This is a genomic window from Pseudomonas sp. NPDC088444, assembly GCF_044900175.1.
Lineage (GTDB): Bacteria > Pseudomonadota > Gammaproteobacteria > Pseudomonadales > Pseudomonadaceae > Aquipseudomonas.
On the sequence record NZ_JBJDNK010000018.1, the window covers coordinates 66,444 to 80,151 of the forward strand.

The 13,708-nt window shown below is 59.7% G+C and carries 14 protein-coding genes; 8 read left to right on the forward strand and 6 right to left on the reverse strand.

The features are described from left to right. Position 1 precedes the first annotated feature (1 nt). Positions 2 to 1,342, forward strand: coding sequence for a sigma-54-dependent transcriptional regulator (locus tag ACI2KB_RS26810; protein ID WP_404639708.1), 1,341 nt, complete (start codon positions 2 to 4; stop codon positions 1,340 to 1,342). A gap of 115 nt (positions 1,343 to 1,457) precedes the next feature. On the opposite strand, the gene thiO is transcribed toward ACI2KB_RS26810, so the two are convergent. Further along, a complete protein-coding gene (thiO, locus tag ACI2KB_RS26815; protein WP_404639710.1) occupies positions 1,458 to 2,567 on the reverse strand; it encodes a glycine oxidase ThiO in 1,110 nt (369 codons plus the stop codon). Between the two features lie 190 nt (positions 2,568 to 2,757). On the opposite strand from thiO, the gene ACI2KB_RS26820 reads away from it, so the two are divergent. From ACI2KB_RS26820 to ACI2KB_RS26845, 6 genes are read left to right on the forward strand one after another with little or no spacing between them, the layout of a single operon-like run. Next, positions 2,758 to 3,291, forward strand: a complete 534-nt coding sequence (locus tag ACI2KB_RS26820; protein ID WP_404639712.1) for a GspH/FimT family pseudopilin — start codon at positions 2,758 to 2,760, stop codon at positions 3,289 to 3,291. Then, positions 3,291 to 3,842, forward strand: a complete 552-nt coding sequence (gene pilV, locus ACI2KB_RS26825) for a type IV pilus modification protein PilV (RefSeq protein WP_404639714.1) — start codon at positions 3,291 to 3,293, stop codon at positions 3,840 to 3,842. Before ACI2KB_RS26820 ends, pilV (ACI2KB_RS26825) begins: the two co-directional genes overlap by 1 nt. Beyond that, positions 3,839 to 4,636 (forward strand): PilW family protein, encoded by a 798-nt coding sequence (locus ACI2KB_RS26830; protein WP_404639716.1) that lies wholly within the window; start codon positions 3,839 to 3,841, stop codon positions 4,634 to 4,636. Before pilV (ACI2KB_RS26825) ends, ACI2KB_RS26830 begins: the two co-directional genes overlap by 4 nt. Continuing rightward, entirely contained in the window at positions 4,633 to 5,211 is a 579-nt protein-coding gene (locus ACI2KB_RS26835) for a PilX N-terminal domain-containing pilus assembly protein (RefSeq protein ID WP_404639718.1), read from the forward strand. Before ACI2KB_RS26830 ends, ACI2KB_RS26835 begins: the two co-directional genes overlap by 4 nt. 22 nt (positions 5,212 to 5,233) lie before the next feature. After that, positions 5,234 to 9,556, forward strand: a complete 4,323-nt coding sequence (locus ACI2KB_RS26840) for a pilus assembly protein (RefSeq protein ID WP_404639720.1) — start codon at positions 5,234 to 5,236, stop codon at positions 9,554 to 9,556. Positions 9,557 to 9,567: 11 nt separating this feature from the next. Then, positions 9,568 to 9,996: a type IV pilin protein gene (locus tag ACI2KB_RS26845; RefSeq protein WP_404639722.1), complete on the forward strand. Its 429-nt coding sequence runs from the start codon at positions 9,568 to 9,570 to the stop codon at positions 9,994 to 9,996. A gap of 3 nt (positions 9,997 to 9,999) precedes the next feature. Here ACI2KB_RS26845 and ACI2KB_RS26850 read toward each other — a convergent pair whose 3' ends face one another. From ACI2KB_RS26850 to pilV (ACI2KB_RS26865), 4 genes are read right to left on the reverse strand one after another with little or no spacing between them, the layout of a single operon-like run. Beyond that, entirely contained in the window at positions 10,000 to 10,416 is a 417-nt protein-coding gene (locus ACI2KB_RS26850) for a type IV pilin protein (protein WP_404639724.1), read from the reverse strand. A 10-nt stretch (positions 10,417 to 10,426) separates the two neighbouring features. Next, positions 10,427 to 10,915, reverse strand: coding sequence for a PilX N-terminal domain-containing pilus assembly protein (locus ACI2KB_RS26855; RefSeq protein WP_404639726.1), 489 nt, complete (start codon positions 10,913 to 10,915; stop codon positions 10,427 to 10,429). Between the two features lie 13 nt (positions 10,916 to 10,928). Continuing rightward, on the reverse strand, positions 10,929 to 11,630 hold the full coding sequence (locus tag ACI2KB_RS26860; protein ID WP_404639728.1) for a PilW family protein: 702 nt from the start codon (positions 11,628 to 11,630) through the stop codon (positions 10,929 to 10,931). After that, positions 11,627 to 12,073: a type IV pilus modification protein PilV gene (gene pilV, locus ACI2KB_RS26865; protein ID WP_404639730.1), complete on the reverse strand. Its 447-nt coding sequence runs from the start codon at positions 12,071 to 12,073 to the stop codon at positions 11,627 to 11,629. Before pilV (ACI2KB_RS26865) ends, ACI2KB_RS26860 begins: the two co-directional genes overlap by 4 nt. A 174-nt stretch (positions 12,074 to 12,247) precedes the next feature. Between pilV (ACI2KB_RS26865) and ACI2KB_RS26870 the strand changes: the two genes are divergently transcribed. Beyond that, positions 12,248 to 12,748 carry a GspH/FimT family pseudopilin gene (locus tag ACI2KB_RS26870; protein ID WP_404639732.1) on the forward strand — a complete coding sequence of 167 codons (501 nt, stop codon included), beginning with the start codon at positions 12,248 to 12,250 and terminating at the stop codon, positions 12,746 to 12,748. A 6-nt stretch (positions 12,749 to 12,754) separates the two neighbouring features. On the opposite strand, the gene ispH is transcribed toward ACI2KB_RS26870, so the two are convergent. After that, complete coding sequence (ispH, locus tag ACI2KB_RS26875; RefSeq protein WP_404639734.1) at positions 12,755 to 13,702, reverse strand: 4-hydroxy-3-methylbut-2-enyl diphosphate reductase; 948 nt, start codon at positions 13,700 to 13,702, stop codon at positions 12,755 to 12,757. Positions 13,703 to 13,708 lie beyond the last annotated feature (6 nt).

Consider the following 13,708-nt stretch of genomic DNA (forward strand, 5'->3'; position numbering starts at 1 on the left):
GATGAACCCACGGCAAAAAATCCTGATCGTCGACGATGAACCCGACATTTGTGAGCTGCTGGAAATCACCCTGGGGCGCATGAAGCTCGATACGCGCAGCGCACGCAACGTCAAGGAAGCTCAGGACTGGTTGGCCCGCGAGCCTTTCGACCTGTGCCTGACCGACATGCGCCTGCCCGACGGCAACGGCCTGGAGTTGGTCCAGCACATCCAGAAGCGTCACCCCCAGGTGCCCGTGGCCATGATCACCGCCCACGGCAACCTGGACACCGCCATTCATGCGTTGAAGGCCGGTGCATTCGACTTTCTGACCAAGCCCGTAGACCTGAGCCGTTTGCGTGAATTGGTCGGCAGTGCGCTGCGGCTGCACCTATCGTCCTCCAACGAAAACAGCATCGACAACCGTTTGCTCGGCAACTCGCCGCCCATGCAGGCGTTGCGCAAGCAGATAGGCAAGCTCGCGCGCAGCCAGGCGCCGATCTATATCAGTGGTGAGTCCGGTAGCGGCAAGGAACTGGTGGCGCGTCTGATTCACGAACAGGGTCCGCGCGTCGACAAGCCATTCGTGCCGGTCAACTGCGGAGCGATTCCCACCGAACTGATGGAAAGCGAATTCTTCGGCCATCGCAAAGGCAGCTTTACGGGTGCGCACGAAGACAAGCCAGGCCTGTTTCAAGCGGCCAATGGCGGCACGTTGTTTCTGGATGAGGTTGCCGACCTGCCGCTGGCGATGCAGGTGAAATTGCTGCGGGCGATTCAGGAAAAATCCGTGCGCGCTGTCGGCGGTCAGCTGGAACAGGTGGTCGATGTACGCGTACTGTGCGCGACCCACAAAGACCTCAGCGTCGAAGTCGCCGCCGAACGCTTCCGCCAGGATCTGTATTACCGTCTCAACGTCATCGAGCTGCGCGTTCCGCCCCTGCGCGAACGTCGCGAAGACATCGAGGAAATCGCCAACAACGTCCTGCGTCGCTTGGCTGAAGGCACCAGCCAGCCTACTGCACGTCTCACCCCTCCTGCGCTGGCGGCACTGAAGGGTTACCGCTTCCCCGGCAATGTGCGGGAACTGGAGAACATGCTCGAACGGGCATACACCCTGTGCGAAAACGAGTTGATTAACGCCGATGAGCTGCGCTTGGCCGAATCCTCGACCACCCGCGAACAGAACAGCCCAAGCCTCGCGCAAATCGACAACCTAGAAGATTATCTGGAGAGCGTCGAGCGCAAACTGATCCTCCAGGCCCTCGAAGAAACCCGCTGGAACCGGACGGCTGCGGCGCAAAGGCTGAATCTGACGTTCAGGTCGATGCGGTATCGGTTGAAGAAGTTGGGGTTGGAGTAAGTGCCACACGCCCGGCGTTATGAAAGAGAGCGCTTCAAGACTTCCGGGTACCCATAGCAGTCCGACTTGCCGGCAGTGTCGTATTCACAAACTCCACCGATAAAAAGCCGAGCGGCTACCGTGGCCTCAACACCGTCTCCGACGGCGCATACGGCGCCGGATCGATGATCGGCGTACTCCCCGTCAACAAATCCGTCAGCAACTGGCATGACGCCGGGGCCAACACCAGACCATTGCGGAAATGCCCGCAATTCAACCACAGCCCGTCATGGCCGGGAACCTGGCCGATGAACGGAATGCCTTCCGGCGAGCCTGGGCGCAGGCCTGCCCAATGGCCCACCACTTCAGCGTCAGCCAACGCGGGAATCAGTTCGACCGCTGATGCTTTAAGACTCTCCAGCGCGTTATTGGTTGGGGTCTTGTCGTAGCCTTCGTGCTCGAGGGTGCTGCCGATCAGAATATGCCCGTCACGCCGGGGAATCGCGTAGCGGCCTTTGGCGAGGATCATGCTCGGCAGAAAGTCCGCTGCGCATTTGTACAAAATCATCTGCCCTTTGACGGGTTCTACAGGCAACTCAAGCCCGAGTTTGCGCAGCAAATCACCGCTCCACGCGCCCGCTGCGAGCACGACGCTGTCGCCGAGAATATCGCCCGCTGGCGTGCTGACACCGATGATTGCATCGCCATCGCGCACAAAATCGCTGACTTCGCATTGCTCGTGAATCGTTACGTTGGGCATCGCCATCAAGGCGGCCTTGAGCGACTTGACCAGGCGCGGATTACGCACGTTGGCGATGTCGGCCATGCGAATGGCCCGAGAATAACCGCCCCCCATGACAGGCACCGCGTCGTACGCGGCGGAAATATCCACCGACGACAACGGCCGGTTGAGCCGAGCCGCCCACTCCAGCGCTTGCTTCTCATCGTCGAGGTCCAGCCAATACAGACCGGTCTTGTGGACCTCCGGGTCAACGCCGGTCGCCTCGAACAAGCGCTCCGCCAGTTGTGGATAGAAATCCTGCGACCAGTGCGCCAGCGCGGTCACGGCCGGGCTGTAGCGCCACGGGTAGAGCGGCGAAACGATCCCGCCCCCCGCCCACGACGACTCCTGTCCAACGCCCGAACGGTCAAGCAGAACGACGCTCTGAACCTTTGGCGCAAGATTGAAGGCGGTCAACAGACCGATCACACCACCACCCACGATCACCACGTGTTGCCTGGACATGCAGAACTCGCTTACCCGTAAAAAACGACATGTCGGTTCGTGCGCTACTGGTCGCAGACCACCAACTCGACAAAGGCCAATAATCCGGACGATGCCGCTTGTCCAGTGAAATTCCCCGGACATCCACTACATCGCGACTTCGAACCTGAGTAGTATCACCATATTTCGAACGAAAAACGGAATTTCCTTGATGGATTTCAGCTCTGGTCTTACGCGCCCGATTTCGCGTCGCAGCTGGCAAGGTCCTCTTGGGGGCAATAGCGACGGATTTACCTTGATCGAATTGGTCGTGGCAGTTGTGATCGTCGGTATTTTTGCGGCAATGGCAGTACCGAGCTTTACGAACCTGATCCATCGGATGAATGTGCGGGCCGCGTCTGATGAGTTTTATGACTTGTTACAATATGCGCGGGGTGAGGCGGTGACGCGGGGCACCACCGTGAACATCAGTGCAGCAGCCGGTACAACCAATATCATCGTGAGACTGGGCTCCGGCGGAACCGGTGCCACGCTAAGGCAAGTCGGTTCCGCAGGTCTGCAAACCGGCATCACCATCACGGCAGGCGTCACCAGCGTGGACTTTTCGCCCACCGGAACCGCATCGGCGTCCGGCTGTTTTCAGGTGAGCTACACGAACGACTCAGGGGTCGCAACCCAATACATTGCGCTGCTCAGCAGCGGTCGCATCACCTCGCCCTCCACCACCAAACCGAGTGGATGCTGATGAACCTCGCCGCCCGTCACCGCAGCGCAGGCTTCAGCATGATCGAAGTGCTGGTCAGCATGATCATCATTGCAGTGGGAGTGCTGGGGATGGTCGCACTGCAGAGCAAGGCGATTCCCTACACACAGGATTCAGTGCAGCGTAATACCGCCATCATGCTGGTGGATGATCTGGTTGAGATCATTCGCAGCGCGCCCGCTGATTGTACGACGGCGAATTCTTGCCTGATCGGCCCCGGAACAAACTTCCCCGACACGCCGTCCAGTTGCATGCCAACACCCACAGCGCTCGCCGATCAGATCGGCTGCTGGAAAGCGAGGGCCATAGCGGCGCTGCCTGGTGTTACCGACGCCTTGATCTCAAGCACCTTCTATATCTGCAAGACCGCTACACCTGGAGTCACCACGTCTTGCACCACCTCCAGCACGACCAATGCCGAGCTCGAAATACAAGTGGCCTGGACCGTGAAGAGCGGCGCTGACTGCATGGCTGGCAGCACCTCGACGACTGCTGGCACTTGCACCTACAGGCTGAGGACCCGGATCAAATGAAATCAGCCCTGCACACCCGGCAGCGAGGTTTGTCGCTGATTGAGTTAATGGTGGCGATGCTCATCGGGCTGTTTCTGATCCTAGGTGTCACCCAGATTTTCATCAACAACCAGCGCACCTACCTGTTCCAGCAGGGGCAGATCGGCAATCAAGAGAACGGTCGTTTCGCTCTTGCGCTATTGAGTCAGGAACTGTTGAAAGCCGGGTACAGAAGCGACCCTAAAACCAACATTACGGCGGACACCTCGTTGAGTCCTTGCGTTTTCAACGCAGGGGCCGGCGTCGCGGCAATATCGGCCACCAACCTGTGCATCCAGTATCAGGCGACCAACAAGGCCGATGTCACCTGTCAGGGCACGGCACTGTCCGACGCCAACAAGAACGCCATCGTGACCCCTTACGGTCAGGTCAACCCCAAAGTCGTCGAGCGGATCTGGTTCGACTCCACAGCCAACTCGATCACTTGCACGACCAGCGCGGGCGGGCAACAACTGGTCACCGGGGTCAAGGACCTGCGCTTTGAATACGGCACAGGCCCTGGCAACGACAGCAAGACCGTCACGGCCTGGAGCGCCTCACCGAACGCGAGCAGCACCATCGCCGCGGTGCGTTACAACGTCCTGATGCAGAGTCCGAATGCGTCAACGATCAGGGACAACACAACACTGACATCGTCGGTATTGACCGACTGGAATAGCCGCTACGGCACCACTTACGGCACGACCGACGCCGACAAAGCCAGTATTTACCAGCTTGTGCAGGGGACCATCATGATCCGGAATCAGATGCAATGACACGGCCCGCCAGACACGCCCACGGCTTCGCGCCACGCGGGCAAACCGGTGCAACCCTGATCGTGGCGATCATCATGTTGCTGATCATCACGGTGCTGGCGCTGTCGAGCATGCGCGGCGTGTCGCTGGAGTCGCGCATAACGGGCAACCTGAAACAGCAGAAGACGCTGGTGAATGCGGCCGAGGCGGCGTTGCGCATGGGCGAGCTGAGCATCAGCCAGGCTCAGTGCAGCACGACGCCGTCGTATGCGCCCTGCATCCCGATTGCCAGTGTGACGGCGAATACGAACGCGGACACGCCACAGCTGTTCAACACCTCCAACTTCGCGGCCAACATCAATACCGTCGCAGCCAGTAGCTACGACGTTCGCGTGCAATGGTACGTCGTCGACCTGAAGCTGCTCGGCGGGCAAACCCAAAACAATTGCGCCTTGATGGCCCGGGACTGTGGCCGTCACTACTACGAAATCACGGCCTGCGCGATTGCCTCCAGTGACGCCAATGTGACGTGCAGCAACAACACCACACTTCAACGGACGATCCTGCGTACGGTGTACGCCATTTCCGACTCATGAGTGCCAGCCAAAAGCGACCGACATGAATAAGCCCAATACGCTCAGCCGTTTCATCGTTGCCCTGGCCTGCCTGCTGCCTTTATCCGCGGCCAACGCAGCCGTGAGCCAGGTCCCGGCGCAATTGCCGCTGTTCGTCAACAACTCGGTGCCGCCGCTGAACATGCTGGTGGTCGGGCGCGATCACAAACTGTTTTTCCCGGCCTACAACGACGCCTCCGATCTGGACGGCGACGGTACGATCGATATTCGCTACAAACCTTCGATTACCTATCTGGGCTATTTCGACTCCAACACCTGTTACACCTACGCCAGCGGCTACTTCTCAGCCGCCTCCGCTGCGACCAGCAAGAAGTGCAGCGGCCGCTGGAGTGGCGACTACCTGAACTACCTGACGACCTCACGGGCCGATGCTTTGCGCAAGGTGCTCTATGGGGGGTATCGCAGCACCGATACCACCAGCACGACGATTTTGGAGCGGGCGTATATCCCAACCGATGCCCATACGTGGGGTAAGGAGTACACCAGCCTCACCATCGACGGTTACAACCTGTCTGACTACACACCCTACGCCAACCCCAGCGCTGGCAACCGGACACTCTTCGCCAACAACACGCAAGTCTCTGCACCGTTACTTAGGGTACTGCCCAACATCGCCAACGTCAGGATTTTTGGCTGGGTGTCCCGTGAGTCGGTGCAGGGCGGCTCCACTGCCACGAACGTCTCGGGCGTTAACATCGCCGTGGTTCCCGACGACTACACCGTTCGCGTTCAGGCATGCAAAACGGGTTTCCTGGAAGCCAACTGCAAGCTGTATCCGAACGGGACGTACAAGCCGACTGGCATTCTTCACGACTTCGGTGAAGGCAATCAGATGTACTTCGGCTTGATGACTGGCACTTACCAGAACAACCTGCAGGGCGGCGTGATTCGCAAAGCGATCAGCAGCTTTGCCAACGAAATCGAAACCTCGACCGGGATTTTCGGTACCCAGAACTCACTTGGGGTTTACGTCAAAAGCGGCATTATCGGCACCCTCGATGGCCTGAAGTTGACCAACACCGGCTGTAGCAGTCAGGGCAACTCCATCACCAACGGTTCTTGCCAGTCGTGGGGCAACCCGCTGGCCGAAATGATGTTCGAAACGTTGCGCTACTTCAGTGGTGAAACGACCCCGACGGCTAGCTACGCATCTGGCGCTGGCGACACCGCGCTGGGCCTGAGCGGCCTGACCACCTGGAGCAACCCGTACTCCGCTACGCCAGATGCAAACGCCACTAACCCGACCTACCCAAGCTGCTCGAAGCCGTTCCAGACCCTGTTCAGCGACGTCAACCCAAGCTATGACTCTGACCTGCCCGGCAGTGCGTATACCACGGCTGCATCCCCTGCTGTCCCGACCGCACTGAGCGGTTACAGCTCACAGACCCAAGGGCAGCAAATCTGGAACACCGATGTCGGTGGTGGCAGCAAAAACATCAACATCGGCCAGACGCCATCGGTCAGCGACACCGCGCCGACCGCCAAGGTAGCCTCCAGCCTAGGCAACATACGTGGCCTGCCGGAAGAGTCGACCAAGCAAGGGACGTTCAATGCTGGCTCCGTCGCCTACTTCGCCAACACCAACCCGATCACGTCATTGGGCAGCCAGAAGGTTCAGACGTTCTCCATCGCCCTGTCGTCGACGCTGCCGCGCATTCAGATGCCCGTTGGCACCGGTACCATTACGCTGGTGCCCTTCGGCAAGGTGACCAACAACGATACCAACGAACAGCTCACCGGCTTCTACATCGACACCTTGGCCAACATGCCAGGGCAAACAGTCGATACCACCATTAACGGCGGCCGCCCCCAAGCCATCTTCCGCGTGGTCTACGACGACAGCGGCCAGGGCGGTGATTACGACATGGACGCCATCGTCCTGTACACCGTCTCGGTGATTGGTACAGGCGCGACGGCAACCCTTAGCGTGACCTCGGATACGCAATATTCCGTGGCAGGTTATGAATCGCACATGGGCTATACCATTTCAGGTACCACAGCAGACGGTATCTATCTGGAAGTCACCGGCGGCGGCAATGGCAACGTTCGTTATTCATTCGACACTCCAGGTACCCAGCTTCCGGGATCTTGCTCGGGCGTTACTTGCGCCCTGCTCCCCGGGATGAAATCTGGCAACACGGCCGTCAACGGGGGCACCTCGCACACGCGCACGTTCACGCCCTCCTCGACACGCTCGGTGACCAACCTCAACGACCCGCTGTGGTACGCCGCGAAATGGGGCGGGTTCGGCGACTCGACCAACACCAGTTCCAGTCTCCCAGTGACCGGCCAGTGGGACTCCAACACCAGCGGCACACCCAACAACTATTTCCTGGTGAGCAACGCCTCGACGTTGAAGGATCAACTGTCAGCCGCGTTCAACCAGATCCTGCAAACCAACAGCTCGGTCGCGACCCCTACCGTTTTGCCAGCCTTGGGCACAACCAGTACCAGCGCGACCTACCTGAACAGCCTGAACGTCGCAACGTGGAGCGGGGACCTGATCAAGACCACGACGACCTACACCTCCACCAACCTGACGGGCACCACGGTGCAAAACTGGTCAGCCTCGGCCCAAATGCCGACCTGGAATACTCGCAACATCCAGATGGCGACCCAAGCCGGTAATGCGCTACAGGCGTTCACGTACAGCAATCTCGCCAACCGAACTTACTCGGGCGTTGCACTACAGTCCACGCTGACCTCCGATCAGGTGGACTTCATTAAAGGCGACACCAGCAAAGCGACCTCAACATTCCGCCGACGCGCCTCATTGATCGGCGATTTGGTCGACTCGACACCTGCATTGGTGGAAGGGGCACTCTATGACTCCACCACTGCCGACACACTCAATGGTACCGCTGGCACCTATGCGGCGTTCCAGACCGCCCAAAGCGCACGCCGTGGTCAGGTCTATGTCGGCGCCAATGACGGCATGCTGCACGCATTCGACACCACCACAGGTGTCGAGAAGTTCGCCTTCATCCCGTCGGCGGTCATCGCCAACCTCGCCACGCTGACCAACAAGGACTACAACACCAACTCCTCGCTGCATCGGTACTACGTGGACAGCACGCCAGTCATCGGCGATGTCTACTTCTCCGGCGCCTGGCACACGATTCTGGTAGGCACGCTGGGTGCAGGTGGGCGTGAGGTGTTCGCGCTGGACATCACCAACCCCGACAGCATCACGCTGCTGTGGGAATTCACCTCACAAAATGACGTCGATCTGGGGTCTACGTTCTCGGTCCCGGTCATCTCCAGGCTGCATTCGGGAGAATGGGGTGTCATCTTCGGTAACGGCTATAACGGCAACAACGGCAACGCTTCGTTGTTCATCCTCAACGCCGCAACAGGCGCTAAGATCTCGAAGCTGACGACCTCCGTGGTGGGTAACAACGGCCTGTCGTCGCCTGTTGTGCTGGACGCCAACGCCGACGGCATTGCCGATTACGTGTATGCCGGTGACTTGCTGGGCAACCTGTGGCGCTTTGACCTGATCGGCTCTTCGCTGACGGCCAATGCTACCGCCAGCAATTACAAGGTCGCATTTGCCAACAAACCGCTGTATACCGCGACCGTCAGTGATACGGCAGGCTCGGCTGTTCAATCGATCACAGCGGCACCGGTTGTCCTGACTCACCCCACCGCAACGGGAACACTCGTCATCTTCGGCACCGGGCGTTATTTCACGTCGGCAGATAAAACCACGACCGACCTGCAGACGCTGTATGGCATCTGGGACAAACAAACGGCGGCGCAAACCGCTGCAACCACCCCTGTACTGGCCAGATCCAGCCTCCAGCAGCAGACAATCACCTCGCAGGTCAACAACGCTTCGTTCGGCACAGCAAGCAGCGACATTCGCTTGGTCAGCGCCAACACCGTGGACTGGACCACCAAATCCGGCTGGTACTTGAACCTCGCCGTTGGCACTACCCTGCTGGGAGAGCGGCTGGTCGACCCCATGACCCTGAGCGGCAGCGTGTTGTTCGCGTCGACGCGCATTCCTAGCACCGACGTGTGCAGCCCTGGCGTAACCGGCTGGCGTTATGGCCTGGACCCCAACACGGGCGGCAGAACCACCTTTACCGTCTTCAACCTGCGGCGCAACGGGACGATCTCCAGTGCCGACAACTACAACGACAACGTTGTCAGCGCCATGAGCATGAGCGGCGTCGGCACGGCCATCAGCTCCACAACCGGCATAAAGACCGCCACGTCGTCTACCGGCGACTCGATTGGTGTCAATACCGGCGCAGGCTTCGTTGGCCGTCAGACCTGGCGCTCCATTCCTTACCCATGAGGCTTTGATTGATGCGTAACGCAAAACACTCGCAGCGTGGTTTCACACTGATTGAATTGACGGTCACCGTCGCCATCATCGCGATCCTTGCGACCGTCGCCTATCCGGCTTACACCAAGTACGTATTGCGCGGATATCGCTCGGAAGGCCTCTCCATGCTCAATGACGCCGTGGCGAGGATGGAACGGTATTACGCGCAGAACAACAGCTACGCCAACGCGACGCTTCAGAGCATAGGTCTGTCGACCACAAGCGTTTCCTCGATCAACTCGGCAACCGGCCGATATACGCTCTCCCTGACGCCATCCCCAACCGCTACGACTTATACGGTGCTGGCCACCGCGGCGAACGCGCAGACGAGCGACGCTTGCGGCAACCTGAGCATTGATCAGGCCGGCAACAAGACGTCCTCAACCGGAGCAACAGACTGCTTCAAGTAACCCTCACCGCCCCCAACACCGCTGCACACTGGCATCCCCCGACATTCCCACGTTGTCGCGCCTGCCAGTGTGCTCCAGCACAAAGCGGCCACACTTGTCGGCACTCATCGCTCCCCCACTGATCGGGCTCGCCGTCAACACAAACGCTTGCTCTGAGCGTTCGGCCTCGATCACATAAAACGTATTCCCGCCCGACACCTCATGCTCCCGTGCAGGCGGACCCTGGGCGTCCGAATACTGCGCCACTCGCGAATAGAAGCGTTCCAGCCGGTGCCCCTCCTCGATCAGTAATGACGTGATTTCGGCGCGACGTACCTTGCGGGTGTGCTCGCTGTAAGCCGGGTAGGCGACGGTCGCCAGGATCGCCATGATCGCAATGGCAATCAGCAACTCGATCAATGTGAAACCTCGTCCTCTCATGGGTGCCCCTTCATAGGCGCTGACGCCACAGGATGCGTTTCTCATCGGTGTGAACGCTTTCCAGCACCGTCCTGGCAGTGCCCTGTAGGCCTATCGCTGTCACGCGATAAAGTTTGGGTGATTGCTCGGCATCACCGTCTTCGATCGCACCTGTCGATTCACCCAGGTACTGAATGCCCACAAAGCCGCTGGGGGTTGCCCGCCAGATCACACCAGAAGCCCCGCCCGTTCCCTCGGTAGACAAGGTCAATGCCTCCGGAGGGGGTAAACAGGTCGCCAGGCCAGTGCAGCGCTCCTGCGAAAAGCCAGGTGACGAAACGCGCGCTTCACCTGCGCGCAACGCGGCCTCTGCCGCCTGGAATGACGCGTCGCGGCGCGCTTGACTGCCCGCCATTCGTTCTTGAAGCGTGGCGTTCTGCATCGACGAGGTTGCAAGCAATGTCAGCAGCAAGAGGAACACCAGCCCCACCATCAACACAGCCCCGCGTTGCGCGTTCATCACTCGCTCCTCCTTAGCCCGCCCGATTGCGAATCGCCGCCACGATGTGAAACGTCTGCTCCCGAGTACGATCCGCTGGATCAAACAGCACCAGTGTCAGGCGCACACTGCGAATCAAGGCGGGATCAGGCTGTGAGGTGTAACGCGCAATGCCAACCCTGCTCCGAGAAGACGCGACGCCAAACAGCGCACTGAAATCCCGGACGTGGCTCAGCAGCGGCTGCCCGTCGAGAGTCAGCTCGTTACGCTGTGCATTGAAGCGATAAACGTGTTGTTGAATGGGCAGCGCGAACTCTCCCGCCATCAGCGAAGGCGCACGCCCTCGGGACCATGCCACGGCAGATGTAGTGCAATCGGTGTGGATGATCCATTCGTGCCACGTGTTGCCCACTTCCGTCGCAGCGCTGATCAACGTCAGCGAGCGCTGTCCGGCATCCCAACGCACAGGCGTATTGAACGCGTGGGCGAATCGCGCCCCCAGGCTTTCATCGCGAATGGCTCGCTGGCAGCCGAACACTCCAACCAGCCGTATTTCCTGAGCCATTCTGGAGAGAACAAAACGCGCGTCCTCCTGAAGCGCCGCCGAAGAAGCTTGACTCAGGTACGTGCTTTTCGAGTGGAGGAACATCTGCGTCAGTGCCAGCGATATCACCAGGCCGAGTACCAAGGCCAGCAAGGTTTCAACAAGACCGAATCCACCCGTCCGCTGTTTCATCGCTGCCCCTGCGGCCCAATCAGGCTGGTCAACGTCAATGTTTGCCGGGCTTGCGCCGCTTCGCCTTGAGCTCTGGCGTCACTCCACTCCAGGTTGACCGTTGCCTGACCGCCGACCATTTGAACAGACGCTTGCACGTTTTCGCCCACCGCACGTTTCAACTGGTCTGCAAAGTCGAACAGATCCTGATCGCGAGGAACGTCCGGATTACCTGCGGTCGGCGCCTGGTTCAAGGAACTGAGGGTGTAATGAGCCTCGGGATTGGCGCGCATGCGCTCCATCAGGTCGTGCGCAATGAAACTCACCTGGGTGCTGCGCATCGCGCTGTCGGTCTGCTTCAAGGCGCTGACCTGCAACAACGCCACGCCCAGCACACCGACGGCGAGCACCAGCAACGCCACCAACACCTCGATCAATGTCACGCCTGACTGCCCCGTACTCATCCGCCAACACCTCTGCGATGACTGTGCAGAGACATTGAAGACGACGCTGAGCGAGTCGCTTGAGCACTGTGTAACCGCAGCTTGCGGACATATCGGCTGACAATCGCACGTCTTGTCAGCCGGGCGCTTCGGGCGTTTGCTATGGCGCGGAAACTTCAGAGAAGTGAGCAAGCCATGCAAAAAGGACTGACGCTGATCGAGCTGCTCATGGGACTGGTCGTAATCGGCATCGTCGCCACACTCGCCGCCCCCGCCTTCCAATCACTGGTCGAATCCCAACGAAGACAGGACGCTGCTCAGCAGTTGGCCACAGGGCTACGACTGGCGCGCGTGGAGGCGATCCAGCGCGGTCAGCCAGTGATCATGCAAGCATCCAACGAGAACTGGAGTCAGGGCTGGGCGGTCTTCGTCGACACGAACCGTAACCAACTCAGGGATGAGGGGGACGTGGCACTCGCGGAGCGTGCCGGATATCCGAACGTGAAAGTCATAGGTAACGGCAGAGTCGCCAGCCGCGTCGGCTTTGACAGCGGCGGCAGGTTGCTCAATAACGCCAATGGCACGCTGGCGGTGTGTCTGAAGGACTCGCCCGCCAGCCACTTTCAGATCGCAATTGCCGTGACGGGCCGGGTGACATTGCGCAGTGACGGGTTCAACACCGATCCCTGCGCATGACCTCGGTTACTGAACCTGCTTGACCCGCAGCTCTTTGGGCATCGAAAAAGTGATGTTCTCTTCACGACCGGCCAGCTCATCAGCCCCGGTAGCGCCCCAGGCCTGCAATTGCTGAATCACACCTCGCACCAACACTTCAGGCGCCGAAGCCCCTGCGGTAATCCCAATGCGCTCGACGCCATCGAACCAACTGCGCTGCATGTCTTCGGCGCCATCAATCAGGTACGCCGGCGTCGCCATGCGCTCGGCCAGTTCGCGCAGACGATTGGAGTTGGAGCTGTTCGGGCTGCCCACCACCAGCACCACATCACACTCGTCAGCCAGTGTTTTCACCGCATCCTGACGGTTCTGGGTCGCGTAGCAGATGTCGTCCTTGCGCGGGCCGCCGATGGCCGGGAAGCGCGTGCGCAGTGCATCGATGACACGACTGGTGTCGTCCATCGACAGCGTGGTCTGGGTGACGAACGCCAGCTTCTCAGGATTACGCACCTGCAGATTGGCAACGTCTTCCTCGTCCTCGACCAGATAAATCGCCCCGCCATTACTGGCGTCGTACTGGCCCATGGTGCCTTCGACTTCCGGGTGCCCTTCGTGGCCGATGAGGATGCACTCACGGCCATCACGGCTGTAACGTGCCACTTCGATGTGCACCTTGGTCACCAGCGGACACGTGGCGTCGAACACCTTCAAGCCACGACCGGCGGCCTCGCTGCGAACGGCCTGAGAAACACCATGGGCACTGAAGATCACGATGACGTCGTCAGGCACCTGATCCAGCTCTTCGACGAAGATCGCGCCACGACTGCGCAGGTCCTCGACGACGAATTTGTTATGAACCACTTCATGGCGCACGTAGATCGGCGGGCCAAACACTTCCAGCGCGCGATTGACGATTTCGATCGCACGGTCCACCCCGGCGCAGAAGCCACGTGGGTTGGCGAGTTTGATTTGCATGATGTG